Source organism: Kitasatospora sp. NBC_01250 (assembly GCF_036226465.1).
Lineage (GTDB): Bacteria > Actinomycetota > Actinomycetes > Streptomycetales > Streptomycetaceae > Kitasatospora.
The window spans coordinates 7,029,440-7,048,481 of record NZ_CP108476.1 but is presented as its reverse complement, the minus strand read 5'-3'; the positions used below and the strand labels follow the sequence as shown (position 1 = coordinate 7,048,481).

Here is a 19,042-nt window from a genome sequence, read left to right as displayed (position 1 = left end):
CATGGTTGCCTCGCGCCCCATCCGCACGGCCAAGGAGCTGCTGGCACAGCAACTGATCGAGGAGGAGCAGCTCGCGACGATCGCCGACGTCGCGAAGCAGTACGCGGTGAGCATCACGCCGGCCATGCACAGCCGGATCGTGGACCTGGACGATCCGGTGGCCCGGCAGTTCGTCCCCAGCAGCGCCGAACTGGTCACCACCCCGGAGGAGCGCGAGGACCCGATCGGCGACGACCCGTTCACACCGGTGCCGGGGATCACCCACCGCTACCCGGACCGGGTGCTGCTCAAGCCCGTGCTGGTCTGCCCGGTGTACTGCCGCTTCTGCTTCCGCCGGGAGGTGGTGGGCCCGGGCGACTCGCTGCTGAAAGAGGACCAGCTCAAGGCCGCGCTGGACTACATCCGCGCCCGGCCGGAGATCTGGGAGGTGATCTTCACCGGCGGCGACCCGCTCATCATGTCGCCCGGCCGCCTGGAGCCGATCCTGCGCGAGCTCGACGCGATCGAGCACGTCAAGGTGATCCGCTTCCACACCCGGGTGCCGGTCGTCGATCCGGACCGGGTGACGCCGGAGCTGGTGGCGGCACTCACGCTGGACACTCCGGTCTGGGTCGTGGTGCACACCAACCACAGCCAGGAGATCGGCCAGGAGGCGCGCCGGGCGCTGCGGCTGCTGGCCGGCTCCGGCATCCCGCTGCTCAGCCAGACGGTGCTGCTCAAGGGGGTCAACGACACGCCCGAGGCGCTGGAGGACCTCTTCCGCACCCTCATCGTGAACCGGGTCAAGCCGTACTACCTGCACCACGGCGACCTGGCCGTGGGCACCAGCCACTTCCGCACCACGATCGAGGAGGGGCAGGAGCTCGTGCGCCGGCTGCGCGGCCGGGTCTCGGGCGTCTGCCAGCCCACCTACGTGCTGGACATCCCCGGCGGCCACGGCAAGGTGCCCATCGGCCCGCGCTACCTCGGCGAGGACGGCGCCTCGGTCACCGACCCGTGGGGCGTGGCGCACGCCTACCCGCCCAAGGCCCCACAAGAGTAGGAGGACCGACCGGCACGGCCGACCGAGGGCGCTACGGAAAGGCAGGCACGCCCATGAGCAGGACGATCCTGGCGAACATCAACAGCGACACCATGGCGGACCACCCCGGCGCCGCGTACCTGCGGGCGATGGCCGTGGTCAGCCCCCGGACGCTGTGGGAGGCGCGGCCCGGCGACTGCGTGGTGCTGCTCGCCCCGTGCGGGCAGCGCTTCCGCGAGTACGTCGCCGGCATCACCGGGGTGCCGACCGGGCAGGTCGAGATCGTCGAACCGCAGGAGATCACCTCGGCGCACGCGCTGGACGTCGCCGAGCAGCGCGGCGCCGTCCCCGGGATCGTCGCCCGCGGCGAACTCGACTGCTTCGCGCTGGACCGGCGGGTGCTGGACTTCGTCCGGCGGCACGGCCTGCGGCTGCACCCGTACGCCGAACCCCCGGCCGACGAGGTGCTCGCCACGGTGCGGCTGCTCAACACCAAGTCCGGGTTCCGGGCGGCGGCGCAGCGGCTCGGCCTGCCGCTCGCCGCGGGTGGCCACGCGGCCACCCGCGCCGAACTCCTCGACCGGGCCGGTGCGTTCCTGGCCGGCCAGGACGCGGTGATCATCAAGCCCGACCGCTCGTCCACCGGCTTCGGCAACGTGGTGGTCCGGGCCGAGCCGCGGGCGTCGCTGGCGGAGCGGCTGCTGGCCGCCGTCGCGGAGCAGGGCGAATGCGGCTGGGTCTACGAGGAGTTCCTGCCGCTGACCGCCTCCCCGAGCGCCGAGCTGATCGCCGAGGAGGCCGGCGTCCGCGACTACTACAGCTGCGACCAGCGCACGGTGAACAACGCCTGGACCGGCATGGTCACCCCCGCCCGCGAGGACGCCGCCTACCAGGAGCTGCACAAGGCGGCCACCGTCTTCGCCGACTGGCTGCACGGCCAGGGCTACCGGGGCGTCTTCGACGTGGACGGCGGGGTGTACGACGGCGGCAGCGACGGGGTGACCACCCAGGGGGTCGTCCTGACCGAGTCCAACGTGCGGGTCACCGGCGGCACTTACCTGGAGAAGCTGGCCCGGCTGCTGCGTCCCGGCGAGGCCCCGGTGCACTGGCGGGCCGACGGGCGCCGGGTCCCGGACTCCCGGCTGGACTTCCCCACCGCGGTGCGCCGACTGGAGTCCGAAGGCCTGCACGGGAGTTCGACCGCCGTACGCGCGGTGCTCAGCACCGACACGCACCACCTCGACGGCAAGTGGCGCTACCTGGTGGTGGGCGAGAATGCGGAGGTGGTCGCCGAGGCGGAACGCACCGTCGAGCTGGCCCTGGAGCTCTGAGCCCGAAACCCCCGAAGGGAAGGTGCGGAACCCCATGTCGCCTGAAACCACCCAGCCCCCGGGCCGGACACTGGTCCTGACGGATACTCAGACCAAGAGCGCGCGGCCCGGCTCCTTCCTGCGCCGCTCGGGCGGGACGCTGACGCTGATCGGCGCCTCGGCGATCTGGGGGCTGTGGACCACCGCCGAGAAGTACTCCCTGCGGGGGCTCCCGGTCATGACGGTGCTCGCCGTCTCGCTGGGCACCGCGACGGCGCTGCTCTGGCTCGTCCTGCTGCGCCGCGGGCACCGGCGCCCGCCCCGCGACCAGCTGCGCCGCCTCGCCCTGCTGGGCCTGTTCGAGCCGATGCTCGGGTACGGCGCCATCGGCCTCGGCCTGTCCCGGATCCAGGCGACCGAGGCGTCGATCCTGGACGGCACCGAGGCGTGCTTCGTGGTCGCGCTGGTCGCGCTGGTCAGCCGGCGGCCGCCCACCCTGCGCGGGGTCGGCGGCGTGCTGCTCGGCCTGGTCGGCGTCGCCGCCCTCGGCGGCAGCAGCGCCCTGCTGGGCCTGCGGGCCGGCGATCTGCTGGTGCTGCTCGGCGCGTTCGCGGCCGCGACGGCCACCCTGATCACCGACCGGGTGGTCCGGGACACCGACCCGCTGGTCGCCACCGCCTACCAGTTCACCTTCGGCCTGCTCTTCACCGTGCCGCTGCTGGTGGGCCAGTGGATCGTGGACGGCCGCCTGACCACGCCGCAGGCCGGCCCGCAGCACTGGCTGGTCGCGGCGGCGGTCTGCGGCGCAGGGCTGGCGAGCGCGTTCCTGATGTACAACTACGCGGTGACCCGCACCCCGGTGACCACGGCGGGGGTCCTGCTCAACAGCATCCCGGTGTTCGGGATCGTCTCCGCGGTGGTCTTCCTGGGCGAGCGCATCGGCGCGTGGCAGTACGTCGGGGCGGCGCTCGTCCTGGCGGGCATCTTCCTGTTCAGCGAGGCGGACACCGATGGCTGATCCGGGCGTCGCGGACGGCGGGCCGCAGTACCCGCTGCCCGGCCTGCAGGAGCCCGTGGAGGTGCTGACCGACACCTTCGGGGTCCCGCACATCTACGCCGCCGGCGAGGACGACCTCTTCCGCGCCCAGGGCTTCAACGTCGCCCGCGAGCGGCTCTTCCAGCTCGACCTGTGGCGCCGGCGCGGGCTGGGCCGGCTGGCCGAGGTGTTCGGCCCGTCCTACCTGGCCAGGGACCGGGCCGCCCGGCTCTTCCTCTACCGCGGCGACCTGCGCGGCGAGTGGCTGGCGTACGGGTCCAGCACCAAGCGGGTGGTGACCGCCTTCGTCGCGGGGATCAACGCCTTCGTCGACCGGTGCCGGGAGCAACCCGGCCTGCTCCCGGTGGAGTTCCGCGAACTCGGCTGCGCCCCCGCCCGCTGGCGGCCCGAGGACGTGGTGGTGATCCGCAGCCACGGCATGTTCGCCAACGTCGAGCAGGAGGTCGCCAGGGCGCGGATGCTGCGGGACTTCGGCCCCGCGGTGGAGGAGTTGCGCCAGGTCCTGGAGCCCGCGCACACCGCGACCGTCCCGGACGGGCTGGACCTCGCGGCGATCCCGGACGACGTGCTCGACGTCTACCGGCTGGCCACCTCGATGCCGGTGCTGGGCGAGGAGGACCTGCCCGGCCCGCGCACCCACGCCGAGGGCAGCAACAACTGGGTGGTCGGCGCCCGCCACACCGCGACCGGCCGCCCGCTGCTGGCCAACGACCCGCACCGCGCCCTGGAGCTGCCCTCGCTGCGCTACCTCGCGCACCTGTCCGCCCCCGGGCTGGACGTCATCGGCGGCGGCGAGCCCGCGCTGCCCGGCGTCTCGATCGGCCACAACGGGCACGTCGCCTTCGGCCTGACCGTCTTCGCGATCGACCAGGAGGACCTCTACGTCTACCGGACCAACCCCGAGGCGCCGCACGAGTACTGGTACGCGGGCCGCTGGGAGCCGATGCGGGTGGTGCGCGAGAAGGTCCGGGTGCGCGGCGGGGAGGAGGCCGAGGTGGAGCTGCGGTTCACCCGGCACGGGCCCGTCGTGCGCGAATGCCCGCGGGAGCACACGGCGTTCGCGGTCCGCGCCGCCTGGCTGGAGGCCGGCATGGCCCCCTACCTCGGCAGCATGGAGTACCTGCGGGCCCGCAGCGCGCAGGAGTTCGTCGACGCGCTGAACCGCTGGGGCTCCCCGGGCGAGAACCAGGTCTACGCCACCCCGGACGGCAGCATCGGGTGGCGCCCCGCCGGCCTGGTCCCGATCCGCCCCAACTGGGACGGTACCCTGCCCGTCCCGGGCGACGGACGCTACGAGTGGGCGGGCTTCCACGACGCCGATCGCCTGCCGGGCCTGACCGACCCGCCCGAGGACTGGATCGCGACGGCGAACGAGATGAACCTGCCGCCCGGCTTCCTGCGCCGGGAGCCGCCCGTCTCCTACGAGTGGGAGCCGCGGTTCCGCCGGGACCGGATCGCCGAGGTGCTGCGCGGTGCGGCGGGCCTGCGGGTGGCGGACTGCGTCCGGCTGCAGGCCGACACCGTCAACCTGGCCGCCCGCCGCCTGCTCACCCACCTGGACGGCCTCACCCCCGCCCCTGAGCTCGGGCCGGACCCCGCGCGCGCGGTCGGGCTGCTGCGGGCCTGGGACTGCGACGAGACCCGGGAGTCGGCCGCCGCGGCGCTCTTCCAGGTCTGGCTGCGCCGGCACCTGCGCCCGGACCTGCTGCGCCACACGCTCTCCGACGCGGTGGCCCCCGACGCGCTGCCCGGCCTGGTGCGCCTGCTGGCCGCCGACGAGACCCTCGGCGTCGACATCCGCACCGACCTGCTGCTGCTGGACCGCCTCGCCACCGACCGCGCGGCCCTCGTGCGCGTGCTGACCTGCTCACTGGCCGCCGCCTGGGCCGAGTGCCGCGAACTGCTCGGCGCGGACCCCAGGCGCTGGCGCTGGGGCCGCCTGCACCACGCCGCACCGGAACACGTGCTGGCCCCGCTGTTGGAGCGCCCGTGGGTGCGGCTGCCCGAGCGCGAGCGGCCCGGCAGCGGCGAGACCGTCCAGTGCACCTACTACGACGCCGACTTCCGGCAGACGGACGGCGCGACCTTCCGGATCGCCATCGACGTCGGGGACTGGGACCGCTCCCTGGCCATGAACGCCCCCGGCCAGTCCGGCCGCCCGGAGTCGGCGCACTGGGCCGACCTGTACGACCGGTGGGCCGAGGGCGGGGCGTTCCCGCTGCTCTACAGCCGCGCGGCGGTCGAGGCGCACACCGGGAGCCGCTACCGGCTGGTGCCGGCCGGGACGGCGGCAGCAGGTGCGGCCCCGGCGGATACGGCGCCCGCGGGGGCGGCGCGCGGCGGGTCGGCGCCCGCGCGGAGGAGTGCGTAACAAACGTTTGGTATGTAGAGTGACGGCGCTGCCGCCCACCGCACCGGCCCACAGGAGACGCTCGCATGCCCGACCCGGACCGCACCTCCCCCACCACGCTCTCGGCCGACCGGCTGCGGCAGGCCCGCGAGCTCGTCGCCCGGGCCGGCCTCGACGCCCTGGTGGTGTCGCCGGGCGCGGACCTGCAGTACCTGACGGGCTATCACGCCGCGCCGCTGGAACGCCTCACCTGCCTGGTCCTGCCGGTCGCGGGCGAGCCGTTCCTGCTCGTGCCGGCCCTGGAGGAGCCCGCCGCCAAGGCCTCGCCCGCCCCCGGCCTCGGCCTGGAGATCGTCGGCTGGCAGGAGACCGAGGACCCGTACGCGATCGCCGCCGGGCGCCTGCCCGCGCGCGCCGCCGTCGCCGTGGACAACCACATGTGGGCGGAGAAGGCCTTCGCCTTCCAGGCCGCCCTGCCCGGCGGGCGCCAGACGCTCGCCGGGCCGGTGCTGAGCGAGCTGCGGATGCGCAAGAGCCCGGCGGAGATCGCGGCGCTGCGCGAGGCGGGCGCGGCGATCGACCGGGTGCACGCCCGGATGGGCGAGTGGCTGCGGGTGGGCCGCACCGAGCGCGAGGTGGGCCGGGACATCGCGGAGGCGATCGTCGCCGAGGGCCACGTCCGGGTCGACTTCGTGATCGTCGGCTCGGGGCCCAACGGCGCGAGCCCGCACCACGAGCTGTCGGACCGGGTGCTGTGCGCCGGGGACCCGGTGGTCGTCGACATCGGCGGCACCACCGCGGCCGGCTACTGCTCCGACTCCACCCGCTGCTACACCCTCGGCGAGCCCCCGGCGGAGTACCGCCGCCTGTACGAGGTGCTGCTGCGCGCCCAGCGGGCGCAGACCGCGGCCGTACGGCCCGGCATCACCGCCGAGGAGCTCGACGCGGTGGGCCGGCGGATCATCACCGAGGCCGGCTTCGGCGCGGAGTTCCTGCACCGCACCGGCCACGGCATCGGCCTGGAGACCCACGAGGAGCCCTACATCGTGGCCGGGTCCGCGCGGCCCCTGGAGCCGGGCATGGCCTTCTCGGTGGAGCCCGGCATCTACCTGGCCGGGCGCTACGGCGCGCGGATCGAGGACATCGTGGTCTGCACGCCGGAGGGCGGCGAGCGGCTCAACCTGACGGAGCGCGACTTCACCGTCCTGCCGGGCTGACCCGAGCGGGTGCCCGCCCGCCATCGGGGCCGGCCGACCTGCAGTCGGCCGGCCCCGATGGCGGGGCGCGGGTCAGTGCTGCTGCTGGGCGGACTTGATCTGCTGCCAGGAGCGGGGCTCGGCGGCGGGGGCGGCGGTGGACAGGCGGGCCTTGGCGGCCGTCGGGAGGGCGGGCTTGGACGGGGTGTAGAGCCAGGCCTGGAACAGGTCGCCGAGCTTCTTGCCGGAGACCTTCTCGGCGAGCGCCTGGAACTGGGCGATCGTGCCGTTGCCGTAGGCGTGCTCGGCGGGCCAGGCCTTGAGGAGCTTGAAGAACGCGTCGTCGCCGATGGTGTTGCGCAGCACCTGGATGGCGAGCGCACCCCGGTCGTACACCGGGTCGGCGAACTGGTTCGCCGCGCCGGGGTCGCCGGGCTTGACGGTCCAGAAGGGGTCGTCGGCCGGGTGCGAGGCGTAGACGTAGTCGGCGAGCTGCTGGGCGGTGCCCTCGTCCTCGTGCTCCGACCAGAGCCACTGGGCGTAGGTGGCGAAGCCCTCGTTGAGCCAGATGTCGCTCCAGCGCTCCAGCGAGACGCTGTCGCCGTACCACTGGTGCGCCAACTCGTGGACGACCACCGAGGGGTTGGCGCCGTTGGCGAACTGCGCCGGGCTGTAGAAGACCCGGGTCTGGGTCTCCAGCGCGTAGTGCGTGGAGACGTCGGGGACGTAGCCGCCGGCCGAGCTGAACGGGTACGGGCCGAAGTAGCCGCTGAGCCAGTCGACCAGCTCGCCGGTGCGCTCGACGCTGGCCCGCGCGGCGTCGGCGTTGTCGCCGAGGTCGGGGCTGTAGGCGTTGACGACGGGGATGCCGCTGGGGCTGGTGCCGGTGGTGATGTCGAACTTCCCGATGGCCAGGGTGGCGAGGTAGGTCGCCTGTGGCTTGTTCTCGCGCCAGTTGTAGCGGGTCCAGCCGAGTGCGGAGCTCTGCGAGGTGAGGACGCCGTTGCTGATCGCCTGGGTGCCGTCGGGGACCAGGACGGAGACGTCGAAGGTGGCCTTGTCCGAGGGGTGGTCGTTGCTGGGGAACCACCACCAGGCGGCCTCCGGCTCGTCGGCGATCACCGCGCCGTCCGGCGTGCGCAGCCAGGCGTCGAACCCGTACCGGTCGACCTTGGACGGCACGCCGGAGTACCGGACCACGATGGTGGCCGAACTCCCCTTGGCGAGCGGCGCGTCGGGCGTGATCTGCAGCTCCTGGACCCCGGTGTTCGTGAACTTCGCCGGATGGCCGTTGACCAGCACCTGGCTGACGTCCAGCGCGAAGTCCAGGTCGAAGCGGGAGAGGTCCTGGGTGGCGGTGGCCAGCAGCGTCGCGGTGCCCTCCAACTGGTCCGTGGCAGGCTGGTACTTGAGCCGCAGGTCGTAGTGCGAGACGCGGTAGCCGCCGTTCCCGTAGGTCGGGTAGTACGGGTCACCGGCTCCTGGTGCCCCCGGGGTCGGGGTGGCCGCCGAGGCCGGGACGGTCAGCATCAGGGTGGCCGCAGCCGCAGCCGAGACGAGCAGCTTCTTGCGCACGGGAATCCTCCGGTTCGGTCGTCGGTTGACGCTGTCCCGGATCCCTGTCCCGCCGGGAGGCCCGGTACGCGCATTCCGTGAAGTGTTCATGCTAAGAAACACGCCAATGATGTGCTTGCACCGGATTGCTAGGGTGCGAACCGTGACCTACGTACCCGCCGGTCCCGTCCCGGACAGTCGCAGTGCCGCCCGGTTCCTCGCGTGGCTGACCATGCGTCAGCGGCGTCGGATCGTGGTGGGAGCAGTGGTGAGCACGACCTGGATGTGCTCCCTCATGCTGCCGCCGTACCTGATATCCAGGGCCATCGACGAAGGGCTCCAGCGGCACGACTCCGGGGCGCTGGCGCGCTGGGTCGCCCTGCTGGTCGGGGTGGGGATCGTCAACGCGTGGCTGGGGCGCATCCGTCATCGCACCATGACGATGATCCGGATGGAGACGGCCTTCGAGACCACCAGGGCCGTGGTCGCCCGGGCCGCCGTGCTGGGCGCGACGCTCGGCCGCCGGGTCTCGGTCGGGGAGGTGGTCACGATCGGGGCGGGCGACGTGGGGGAGATCGGCCAGGCCCTGACCGTGACCGGGCTGGGGCTCGGCTCGGTGATCGCCTACGTCGGGGTGGCGGTGCTGCTGCTCTCGGTCTCGCCGGTCCTGGCGGCCGTGGTCCTGCTCGGCGTCCCGGTCCTGGCCCTGATCATCGGCCCGTTGCTCGGCCGGCTGCAGAAGGCCGAATCCGTCTACCGCGGGCAGCAGGGCGAACTGACCGCCCGGGTGGGCGATCTGGTCAAGGGCCTGCAGATCCTCAACGGCATCGGTGGCAAGCAGCTGTTCGCCGACCGGTACCGGCGGCACTCGGCCGAGCTGCGCCAGGAGGGCTACCGGGTCGGGGCGGTGACCAGCTGGGTGCAGGCCCTGGGGGCCGGCCTGCCCGCGCTCTTCCTGGCCCTGGTCACCTGGCTGGCGGCGCGGATGGCCGCGACCGGCTCGATCACCGTGGGCCAACTGGTCGCCGTCTACGGCTATGTCGCGGTCCTCGCCGGGCCGGTGTCGTTCCTGATCGAGGGCGGCTACGGCCTCAGCCGCGGCCTGGTCGCCGCCGCACGCGTGGTCCGGATCCTGACGATCGAGCCCGAGCAGGCGGACGGCCCGCACCCTGCGGAGCTGCCCGACGCGTCCGCGACGCTCAGCGACCCCGCATCGGGGGTGGTGGTCTCCCCCGGCCGGCTGACCGCGCTGGCCGGCAGCCGGCCCAGGGACCTGGTCGCCGTCGTCGACCGGCTCGGCCGGTTCGCCGACGGAGCGGTGACCTGGGGCCCGACCAGGCTGCGGGACGCGGCGCTGACCGAGGTGCGGCACCGCATCATGGTCGCCGACAACGATGCCGAGATCTTCGCCGGCACGCTGCGCGAGGTGGTGTCCGGGGCCGGGAGCCCGGACGACGACCGGATCACCCGGGCACTGCACCAGGCGGTCGCGGACGACATCCTGCTGGGCCTGCCGCAGGGGCTCGACTCCGGGATCCGGTCCCAGGGCGCCAATCTCTCCGGCGGGCAGCGCCAGCGCCTGCGCCTGGCCCGCAGCCTGCTGGCGGATCCGGAGGTGCTGCTGCTGGTGGAGCCGACCTCGGCGGTGGACGCGCACACCGAGGCCGCCATCGCGGCGCGCCTGCGGGCGGCGCGCAGCGGTCGCACCACGGTGGTGGTCACCACCTCGCCGCTGCTGCTGGAGCAGGCCGACGTCGTGTACCACCTGGTCGACGGCCAGGTGGCCGCGGTGGGCAGCCATCGCGAACTGCTGGACGGGCCGGGCGGGTACCGGGCCCTGGTCTCCCGCGAGGACGGCGGCGAGGTCTTCGGTACGGACGGCGGGGTGCACGCGGCGGACGGCGTGCGCGCGGAGGCCGCGCGGTGAGCGCCGGACCCACGGTGCCCGCCGGGCAGCTCCCGGTTGCCGGGCCCGCGCAGTTCCGCCGCGCCGCGCTGCGCCTGGTCCGCCAGGACGGCCGGACCTTCGCGGTCGTCCTGGCGCTGAACCTGCTCGCCGCCGCGGCCGGGCTCGGTGCGCCCTGGCTGCTCGGCCGGATCGTCGACCAGGTCAAGGCCGGCCACGGGGTGGCCCGGATCGACCGGCTCGCGCTCGCGATCCTCGGCTTCGCCGTGGCGCAGATCCTGCTCACCCGGTTCGCCAAGTACACCAGCCACCGGCTGGGCGAGCGGGTACTGGCCCGGATCCGGGAGCAGGTGGTGGAGCGCACCCTCGCGATGCCCGCCACGCTGGTCGACCGGGTCGGCCTCGGCGACCTGATGGCCCGTGGCACCGGCGACGTCGCGGCGGTCGGCACCACGCTGCGCGACGCCGGGCCCGAGGTCCTGGTGGCCGCGGTCCAGGCGCTGTTGATCGTCGGCGCCGTCTTCGCGGTCGATCCACTGCTCGGGGCCTGCGGTGTGGTCGGCCTGTCCGGCATCCTGGTCGCGTCGCGCTGGTACCTGCGCCGCGCCCACCCGGCCTACCTGGCGGAGGGCAGCGCCAACTCGGCGCTCATCGAGGTGCTCGGCACCACCGTCACCGCCGCCCGCAGCGTCGAGGCGCTCGGACTGCAGGCGCGCCGCCTGGCGGCCTGCGAGGAGGCGATCGGCGCCGCGCGCGGTGCCCGCCGGGGAACGCTCGCGCTGCGCAGCGTCCTGTTCCCGGTCGTGGACGTCTCCTACGTCATCCCGGTGGCGGGCATCCTGCTGCTCGGCATCGCGCTGAGCGACCGCGGAACGGTGACCATCGGTGCGGTGATCTCCGCGGTGCTCTACCTCTGGCAGTTGGTCGATCCGCTGGACAAGATCCTGATGTGGGCGGACCAGATCCAGCGCGGCGCCGCCTCGTTCGCCCGGATCGAAGGGCTCGATGCGGCGCCCGCCGCCCGGGAGTCGACCGGAGCCGAGCCCGCCGGCGACCGGATCACCGTGGTGGACGCCCACTACGCCTACCACGGCGGGCGCGACGTGCTGCGCGGCATCACCCTGACCGTCCGGCCCGGCGAGCGGCTGGCGGTGGTCGGCCCCTCGGGCGCGGGCAAGTCCACGCTGGGGCGGCTGCTCTCCGGGGCCGACTCCCCTCGCTCGGGCTCGGTCGCGGTCGGCGGAGTGCCGCTCGCGGAGCTGGATCCGCAGCGCCTGCGCAACCAGGTCGTGCTCGTCACCCAGGAGCACCACGTCTTCCTCGGCACGGTGCGCGACAACCTCAGGCTGGCCGCACCCGACGCCACGGACGCGGAGCTGCGCGAGGCGCTGGAGGTCGTCGACGCCGACTGGCTGCACGAACTGCCCGACGGCCTCGACACGGACCTCGGCACCGGCGGCCACCGGCTGGACGCCGGGCAGAGCCAGCAGCTCTCGCTGGCCCGGGTGGTGCTCGCCGATCCGCACACCCTGATCCTCGACGAGGCGACGGCGCTGCTCGATCCGGCCACGGCGCGGCACACCGAACGGGCGCTCGCCGCGGTGCTCGAGGGCCGCACGGTGATCGCGATCGCCCACCGCCTGCACACGGCCAGGGACGCCGACCGGGTGGCGGTGATGGAGGAGGGCCGGCTCACCGAGCTGGGCACCCACGACGAGCTGATCGCGCAGGGCGGCAGCTACGCGGCGCTGTGGCGCTCCTGGCAGCCGGCCTGACGGGCGGACCGACACCGGCCCGCCCGCCCCGGGCTCCCTTCCGCGGAGGAAGGGAGCCCGGGGCAGCGGCAGCAGCAGCGGCCTCAGGCGGACTGCCAGGTGGCGCGGACGAGTTCGCGTTCGGCCGCGGTGAGGTGGACCGCCGCCGCCAACCAGGCCTGCGCGTAGTGGTCCTCGTCCGGGTCGCCGAGACGGCCGAAGACGTCGCGCCCGCGCCGGTCGGCGGCGGCCGCCAGGGTGGTGGTGAGGTCCGCGGCGGTGCGGAAGCCGGTGCGGCGCAGCGCGGCGGCGTCGGTGGCCGCGCTGCCGTTGCGGGCGGACTCGACGACGGCGCGCCGGCCGCCGGTGATCGCCAGCTCCACCTGGCGGCGGACCCGCCACAGCGGGGAGTCGTCCGGCGGCAGGTCAGCAGCCGGCGGGTCGGCCGGCGGCGGCGCGGCCGGGGCGGCGCACACCTCGGCGCCCGGCAACTGGGCGCCCTGCAGCAGGTCGTAGCCGAGGTCGGCGCGCCCCTGCCAGCGCGGCGGCAGGATGAGGGTGGCCTCGGTGCCCGGCACCGGGGCCACGGCCAGCGGACGCAGGGTGGCGGCCCGGTCCGGGTCGACCCGGGCCAGCACCCGGACCCGCAGGCCGGGTCGGCCGGCCAGTCGCGCGAGGTTGGCGGTGTGCGCGAGCTCCGGGTGCCCGTTGGCGGCCACCAGGCGGACCAGCGGACCGTGCGGCGCACCGCTCGCCGGGTCCAGCTCGCGGGCCAGCACGGCGTCACCGGCGGCGCCGAGCAGCACCAGGTCGCAGCCGACCGGCCGGCGCAGCAGCTCGGTCTGCTCCGGGTCGCCGAGCGGGTCCTCGGCGAGCCGTTCGGCGGCGGCCAGCGCCAGCGGCCGGGCGAACAGCGCGGCCACCGGGCCCTCGCCCCAGGGCGGCGCCGCCACCGGGGTGGCCCGCACCCCGCGGCCGGCCCCGAGCCGGCCGTCGCCCGAGACGGTCGCCCCCGAGATCAGCAGGCCGCCGCGGGAGAGCCGGGCGTGGTCGAGCCCGACCGCCCCCAGCGCGAGGGGCGCCGCGCCGGCCCCACGGGCGCGGGCCGCGCCGCCGGGCTTGACGTCGGCGACCGACAGCCACCGGCCGTCGTCGGTGACCAGATGGGTGACCACGCCGCCGTACCCCGTGGCGGTCAGCACCGGTTCGCGGCAGGCCCCGTACACCCGCAGCGCACCGCCAGGGCGGTAGGCGCGGCGGGCGCTGCCGAGCACCCCCGGATCGACCGGGCCGGAGCGCACCAGGGCCGTGCTGAGCAGCAGTTCGCGCAGCGCGGCGGCCAGGTCGGCGGTGCGATGGCCGCGGTGGCCGGCCCGGGCGCTGCGCAGGCCGCGGACCACCCGCAGCGCGGCGGCCTCGGCGCGGTACAGGTCGGCCAGCCGGGCGGTGTGCGCGGCCCGCAGCAGCTCGGCCTGCGGGACGGCCCCGGCCGCGGGCACGCCCGCGCCGAGCACGGCGGCAGCCGCCGCCCAGAGCACCTCGGCCGCGCCGCGCTGCGCCGGGGTCGGCTCGACGGGGGTGCGCGGGGATGCCGTGAGCAGCGTGGACTCCTCGGCGGGGGCGGGGTGTTCGGGCTCCCCCGCCGCCTCCGGGGCCTGGGACGCAGCGAGCGGGCAGCAGCTCAGCACCGCCGCCCGGTGCAGGCAGCGCGGCGCGAGCAGGCAGCTGCACCGGGCCTGCTCCGGCTCGGTGACCGCACCGCCGGGGCCCGGGGCCAGGGTCACCAGGGCGTCCTCGCCGCAGTGGACGACGACCGCACCCGGGGCGCCCGCGTCCGGTGCGGGCCGCGGCGTGCGGGCGGCGTACTGCTCGACGGCGGCGTCGAGCCGCTTGCGCAGCCGGGTGGTGAGCGCCTCCACCGCGGCGGCCAGCACCTCGGGGGCGACGGGCGGCAGGCGGAGGTCGTCGGCGGCGGGTGGGGTCGCCGGGGCGGGGGCGGTGGTCACTGCGTCTCCGGTCATCGGGTGTCGCCACGGAGGCGTTCGCCGACCCAGCGGGCCAGGGCGAGGGGGCTGAGGGCGGCCACCGGCATGCCGGCGGCGACGAGTTGCCGCGCGACGGGGACCGAGTAGCGCGGGGTGCCGGTGTCGTCCAGGGCCGCGCAGCCCAGCAGGTGCACCCCGGAGGACGCCAGCGAGCGGACCTCGCCGAGCAGGCCGCCCAGCGGACCGCCCTCCTCGAAGTCGCTGACGACCACCACCAGGGTGCGGCTGGGCACGGTCACCAGGGAGCGGGCGTGGGCCAGCGCGCCGGCGATGTGCGTACCGCCGCCGACCCGGACCTCCAGCAGCAGCGAGAGCGGGTCGCTCACCCGGTCGGTGAGGTCGGCCACCTGGGTGGAGAAGGCCAGGAAGTGGGTGGAGAGCGTCGGCACCCCGCCCAGCACGGCGGCGGTCAGCGCGGACCAGATCACCGAGGCCTCCATCGAGCCGGAGACGTCGACCACCAGGATCAGCCGCCAGTCCGCCTCCCGCCGGGAGCGGGTGCTGAACACCGGCCGCTCGGGCACCACGACCGTGCGGCCGTCCGGCAGCCTGCGGGTGTGCGCGAGGTTGGCGCGCAGGGTGCGCGGCAGGTCGATCCGGCCGCCCGGACGGCGGGTCGGGCGCGGGGTGGCCAGGCCGGTGAGCGTGGGGCGCAGCCGGGTGGCCAGCTCCCGGGACAGCTCGTCGACCAGTCGGCGCACCAACGGGCGCAGCCGGGCGAGCAGGTGCTCGGGCATGCCTCCGGCGAGGTTGAGCACCGAGGTCAGCAGCTCCATCGAGGGGCGGACGGCCGCGGGGTCGAGCTGGGTCAGCACATCGGTGCGACCCGCGTCGGCCGCGGCGGCGAGCACCTCCTCACGGACCTCGGGACCGAACAGCGCCGCCAGCTCCTCGGACCACTCGCGAGCGGTGGGGAAGGAGGCCTCCCGGCCGCCGCCGTTGCCGCTGCCGCCGTTGCCGCGGTCGAGGTCGGCGGCTCCCTCGCCGCGGCCCGCGCCGTACAGCTCGTCCAGGGCGTGCGCGTAGCGGCGGGCGCCCTGGGGCAGCCGCTCGGGTTCGCGGCCGAGCAGCAGCCGCCAGCGGTCGGCGGGCGGGATTCGATCGGGCGACTCGTTCGCCTCTGATAGAACCAGAGTTGACGGCACGTCAGGTGAGCCGGTGACGGCCGGCAGCGGCAGGCCGAGGGCGGTGAGGGCGCCGGCGGCGGCGGTGTCCGCTGCCGCCCAGAGGGCGAGCAGCTCGGCCGGGGCCGCGAGCGTCAGGTCCGGGCGCTCACCCAGGCGTTCGGTGACGGTCTCCAGCAGGCGGGTGCGCGCGGCCGGGCTGAGCGCGTCGAAGCCGGCCCGCAGGGCGGGCAGCCGGGTCAGGAAGCCCTCGTCCGACAGGCCGTCGATCCGGCCCAGCAGCGGGCCGAGGGCGTCCGGCGCGTACTGCAGCAGCGGACCACCGGCCGTCAGCAGACCGGTCAGCTGCCGGGCCAGCCGGCGCCGTCCGGCGGGGTCGCCGGCCGTGTCGAGCCAGCCCGCGGCGCGGGCACCCAGCCGGGCGGCCGGATCCAGGTCGAGCAGCACCCGGGCGGCGAGCGCCGCGCCCTGGAGCAGCGGCGAGCCGCCGGCGGCGAGCGTGTCCAGCGCCTCGTCCAGGCTCAGGCCGAGCCGGTGGTCGCCGGCCCGGGTGGCCAGCGCCACCAGCGCGACCGCGTCCGCGGGATCGTCGCTGCCGGCCAGACCGGGCAGGCCGCTGACGGCCGCATCCAGCAGCGTGGCGGCGAGTTCGGCGGCCTCGGCCCTGGCCGGTGCGCCGGCGCCGGGCAGATGGCCCAGCCGCAGCGCCTCCAACAGGTCGAGCGCGTCGAGGAGTTCGGGCAGCGTTGCGGCCGTCGGCAGCACTTGCGCCGCCTCCGTGAGCCGTTCGGCGACCAGCGCGGGCAGGTCGCAGCTCGCCGCGGCGCGCAGTCCGGCCAGGACCTGCTGCGCGGTCGGTCCGCCGTCCGCCACCGCCGTGCGCGCGGCCTTGCGCAGGGTGCCCGCCGCCGCGAGTTCGGCGGTGACCCCGCGCACGCCGGTCAGATCGAGACGGGCGGCGGTGGACGGCGTCCAGGCCAGCTGCCAGCGGGTGGAGAGTGCGGCGCTGTCCCCCGTGCCCGCCACCGCGAGCGGCTTGCCGTAGTCGATGCCGCAGACCGCCAGGCGCTGCAGCAGCACCTCGCGGCGCCGGTCCAGCGGGGAGCGCAGCGGCTCCAGGCGCAGCTCGCGGGCCTCGGGGTCGTCCGGACCGGGCAGCCGCAGCTCGGCCAACTCGGCCTCCACGGAGGGGCCGAGGCCCGAGCGCGGGGTGCCGGGGGCGAGCCGGCCGCGGTCGGCGCCGACCAGCACCGCCTCCAGCGCCTTGGCCAACGCCCGTCCGCGGCCCAGCAGTTCGCCCTGGCCGAGGACGGCGGTCACCGCCTCCAGCAGCTCACCGCGGCCGGGAGCCGGCAGGTCGCGCAGCCGGGCCAGGTCACCGGCCAGCCGCAGCGCCTCGGCGGCCTCGCCGGTGCCGGCCGGGTGGCCGGCGGCGCGCAGCTCGCGGCACACCTCGGTGATCGCGCGGGCCGCCGCGTCCTGCACCCGCCCGGGGTCGCCCTGCGCCGCCAGCACGGCCTGCTGCCAGCGCGGGTCGCGGATGCCCGCCGGGTAGCCGGAGCGGGCGTCGAGCAGGTCGAAGGTGTACGGGACGAGCGAGGTGGTCGAGGTGGCGGGCTCGGACCGGGGTGCGGGTACGGGGACAGGTACGGGTACGGGTTCATCGGGCTGGTCGGCGGCGGTGAGTGCGGGGCCGTGGAAGGCTCCGACCACCGCCGCGACCCGGCGGCCGTCCGCGCCCGCGCGGGCGATCACCCGGCGCATGTGCGCCTCGCGGGCGAGGTCGTGGACCGCCACCCCGCCGTGCTCGGCGGCGTCGCGGCGCAGCGCCCAGCCGACGGCCAGCGCCGCGCGCCGCACCTCGGCCGGGTCGCTGCCCGGAGCGCGGACCTCGACGGAGCGGTCCCACAGGTCGTCGCCCGCGCGGCCGGTGCCGGCGGCGTCCAGCGCGTCGGCGTAGCGGGGGGCGGCGGGGCCGGTGGGGGCGGTGGGCTCCGCGGGGCCGGGCCGGGTGTCCGGGGCCTCCGCCGACCAGCCGGGGTCGGCCAACGGGAGGTCGCAGCAGAGCACCTCGACACCGTGCTCGCGCGCCCAGCGGATCGCGGCGAGCTCCGGCGAGAAGTCGGCGAACGGGTAGAAGCCGAGCGGTCCGCCCTCGCGCGCCCCGGCCAGCGCCACCGGGGCGACGGTGCCGGGGTCGGCCAGGTGCGGGAGCCAGTGCTGGAAGTCGGTCGGCAGCTCGACGCAGAGCACCTGCGGGTCGGCCTGCGCCAGCAGCGCCGGCACCACCGCGGCCAGCGCGGGGCTGTGGTGCCGGACACCGATCAGATAGGGCCGGGTGCAGGCGGCGAGCGCCGCGACGGCCGCCCGCGGGTCGGCGCCGTCCACCGGGGTCGTCAGGGGTACGGGGCTGGGGTTGGTCACCGCAGGTTCTCCCGGAGGTCCCACAGGCGGCGCCAGAGGGCGGAGCCGTCCTCGGCGCGGCGGCGGACCGGGCCGTCCCAGTAGCCGAGGAGGCGGGTGTGGTCGGCCGGGTCGTCCTTGCGGACGGCGCCCAGCAGGTGGCCGGGGACGAGGTCGAGGACGTCGCCGGCGGGGAGGTAGGCGCGGGCCAGGCCGAGGGAGGCGGCGACCTGCACGGCCTCGGCGGTGGAGAGCACGGTGCTGGGGCGCTCGACGTCCCAGCCCTCGGCGGAGCGGCCGGTGCGCAGGTCGCGGAAGACGGTGACCAGGACGTCGAGCACGGCGTCGTCCACGCCGAAGGCCGCGCCGGCCCGCCGCACGGCGGCGGTGGCCTGGGTGCGGACCAGCTCGGTCTCCCGGGCCGGGTCGGCAATCGGGTGCACCGTCTCGAAGTTGAAGCGCCGCTTGAGCGCGGCGGACATCTCCGAGACGCCGCGGTCGCGCAGGTTCGCGGTGGCGATCACGGTGAAGCCGGGGGCGGCGGCGACCGTGGCGTGCGGGGTGCCGGCCAGCTCCGGGACGCTCACCCGGCGGTCGGAGAGGATCGACACCAGCGCGTCCTGCACCTCGGGCAGGCAGCGGGTGACCTCCTCGATCCGGGCGACCTTTCCGGTGCGCATCGCGGTCAGCACCGGCGAGGCGACCAGGGCCTGCGGGGTGGGGCCCTGGGCGAGCAGCAGCGCGTAGTTCCAGCCGTAGCGGAAGGCGTCCTCGGTGGTGCCGGCGGTGCCCTGGACGGTCAGTTCGCTGCTGCCGCTGACGGCGGCCGACAGCAGCTCGGAGAGCATCGACTTGGCGGTGCCGGGCTCGCCGACCAGCAGCAGCCCGCGCTCACCGGCCAGGGTGACCACGCACCGCTCCACCAGGGCCCGCTCGCCGATGAACTTCGGGGCGACCACCAGCTTCGCGGGCAGCGCACCGTCCTTGCGGCGCTTGGGCGCCAGGGTGAGCGCCCGGCCCTCGCTGCCGCAGACGAAGGTCACCACCGCGCTCGGGGTCAGGGCCCAGCCGGGCGGGCGCGGGCCCTCGTCGTGGGCGGCGAGGAAGGCGAGTTCGGCGGCGTGGCGCTCCTCGGCGGGCAGGACCTGGCGGGCCGGCGCCGCCTCGGTGCCGGGAGCGGTCGTCGGGACGGCCGCGGGGTCGGTGGCGGGATCGGTGGTCGGGACGGCCGCGGGGTCGGTCGTGGCGGGGGTGGCGGTCGGGGGCATGGGTGTGGTCCTCGGTCCTCGGGTCGCAGGGTTGGCAGGTCGTGGCGGGAGCCG

Annotated in this window: 11 protein-coding genes; 7 read left to right on the top strand and 4 right to left on the bottom strand. The window is 75.8% G+C overall.

The window, feature by feature from the left end; translation table 11 throughout:
- Position 1 precedes the first annotated feature (1 nt).
- The 5 genes from OG500_RS29890 (at position 2) to OG500_RS29870 (ending at position 6,955) form a co-directional block, all read left to right on the top strand.
- The gene (locus tag OG500_RS29890) at positions 2 to 1,042 is read left to right on the top strand and encodes a lysine-2,3-aminomutase-like protein (RefSeq protein WP_329584567.1); all 1,041 of its coding nucleotides are present in this window, start codon (positions 2 to 4) and stop codon (positions 1,040 to 1,042) included.
- A gap of 53 nt (positions 1,043 to 1,095) precedes the next feature.
- A complete protein-coding gene (locus OG500_RS29885) occupies positions 1,096 to 2,352 on the top strand; it encodes a hypothetical protein (RefSeq protein WP_327069953.1) in 1,257 nt (418 codons plus the stop codon).
- A 34-nt stretch (positions 2,353 to 2,386) separates the two neighbouring features.
- Complete coding sequence (locus OG500_RS29880) at positions 2,387 to 3,349, top strand: DMT family transporter (protein ID WP_327069952.1); 963 nt, start codon at positions 2,387 to 2,389, stop codon at positions 3,347 to 3,349.
- Positions 3,342 to 5,759 (top strand): penicillin acylase family protein, encoded by a 2,418-nt coding sequence (locus OG500_RS29875; protein ID WP_329584565.1) that lies wholly within the window; start codon positions 3,342 to 3,344, stop codon positions 5,757 to 5,759. Before OG500_RS29880 ends, OG500_RS29875 begins: the two co-directional genes overlap by 8 nt.
- 65 nt (positions 5,760 to 5,824) lie before the next feature.
- A complete protein-coding gene (locus OG500_RS29870) occupies positions 5,825 to 6,955 on the top strand; it encodes a M24 family metallopeptidase (protein ID WP_329584563.1) in 1,131 nt (376 codons plus the stop codon).
- A gap of 72 nt (positions 6,956 to 7,027) precedes the next feature.
- On the opposite strand, the gene OG500_RS29865 is transcribed toward OG500_RS29870, so the two are convergent.
- Positions 7,028 to 8,464 (bottom strand): M1 family metallopeptidase, encoded by a 1,437-nt coding sequence (locus OG500_RS29865; RefSeq protein WP_327071736.1) that lies wholly within the window; start codon positions 8,462 to 8,464, stop codon positions 7,028 to 7,030.
- A 256-nt stretch (positions 8,465 to 8,720) separates the two neighbouring features.
- On the opposite strand from OG500_RS29865, the gene OG500_RS29860 reads away from it, so the two are divergent.
- The gene (locus tag OG500_RS29860; RefSeq protein WP_329587820.1) at positions 8,721 to 10,415 is read left to right on the top strand and encodes an ABC transporter ATP-binding protein; all 1,695 of its coding nucleotides are present in this window, start codon (positions 8,721 to 8,723) and stop codon (positions 10,413 to 10,415) included.
- A gap of 14 nt (positions 10,416 to 10,429) precedes the next feature.
- Positions 10,430 to 12,169, top strand: a complete 1,740-nt coding sequence (locus OG500_RS29855; protein WP_327071734.1) for an ABC transporter ATP-binding protein — start codon at positions 10,430 to 10,432, stop codon at positions 12,167 to 12,169.
- An 83-nt stretch (positions 12,170 to 12,252) separates the two neighbouring features.
- Here the strand turns inward: OG500_RS29855 and OG500_RS29850 are convergent, their stop codons facing one another.
- Genes OG500_RS29850 through OG500_RS29840 form a run of 3 tightly spaced genes read right to left on the bottom strand, consistent with a single transcriptional unit; the run spans position 12,253 to position 18,988 of the window.
- Positions 12,253 to 14,169 (bottom strand): hypothetical protein, encoded by a 1,917-nt coding sequence (locus OG500_RS29850; protein WP_327069949.1) that lies wholly within the window; start codon positions 14,167 to 14,169, stop codon positions 12,253 to 12,255.
- On the bottom strand, positions 14,166 to 17,741 hold the full coding sequence (locus OG500_RS29845; RefSeq protein WP_327069948.1) for a vWA domain-containing protein: 3,576 nt from the start codon (positions 17,739 to 17,741) through the stop codon (positions 14,166 to 14,168). Before OG500_RS29845 ends, OG500_RS29850 begins: the two co-directional genes overlap by 4 nt.
- Positions 17,738 to 18,988, bottom strand: a complete 1,251-nt coding sequence (locus OG500_RS29840; RefSeq protein WP_327069947.1) for an AAA family ATPase — start codon at positions 18,986 to 18,988, stop codon at positions 17,738 to 17,740. The genes OG500_RS29845 and OG500_RS29840 overlap by 4 nt, the downstream gene beginning before the upstream one ends.
- Between the last annotated feature and the right edge of the window lie 54 nt (positions 18,989 to 19,042).